This window comes from Colwellia sp. TT2012 (genome assembly GCF_001440345.1).
Lineage (GTDB): Bacteria > Pseudomonadota > Gammaproteobacteria > Enterobacterales > Alteromonadaceae > Colwellia.
Genome location: NZ_LJYX01000200.1, coordinates 1 through 393, shown reverse-complemented (window position 1 = coordinate 393; position 393 = coordinate 1). Strand labels below are relative to the sequence as shown.

Below are 393 nucleotides of genomic sequence, written 5' to 3'. Positions count from 1 at the left end.
TACAACGTTGATAGGTCAGGTGTGTAAGGACTGCGAGGTCTTGAGCTAACTGATACTAATTGCCCGTGAGGCTTAACCATACAACACCCAAGTAGTTTTGAACTATAAAGTGTGTATGAGACTGACAAATACTTGCCGAAAGGCAGTCGATAAAAGCGTTCATCCGTGAACATTATCGACATTAGTGCATCCGTGCACGTTATCACGTACTCGTGTTACTTGAATTGCTTTTGTAAACATCATTTATATCAAATTTCTAGATTGACCCTTTTTTGTTTAGCGACCATAGCGCTGTGGCCCCACCTGATCCCATTCCGAACTCAGAAGTGAAACGCAGTTGCGCCGATGGTAGTGTGGGAGTTCCCATGTGAGAGTAGGACATTGCTAAACTTC

At 43.5% G+C, this 393-nt stretch carries 2 rRNA genes; both read left to right on the top strand.

Annotation, left to right across the window (positions count from 1 at the left end):
- Positions 1-80: ribosomal RNA gene (locus ASU03_RS19565) — 23S ribosomal RNA — on the top strand; the annotation flags it as partial.
- A 195-nt stretch (positions 81-275) separates the two neighbouring features.
- Positions 276-390: ribosomal RNA gene (gene rrf / locus ASU03_RS19560) — 5S ribosomal RNA — on the top strand.
- The last annotated feature ends 3 nt before the right edge of the window (positions 391-393 follow it).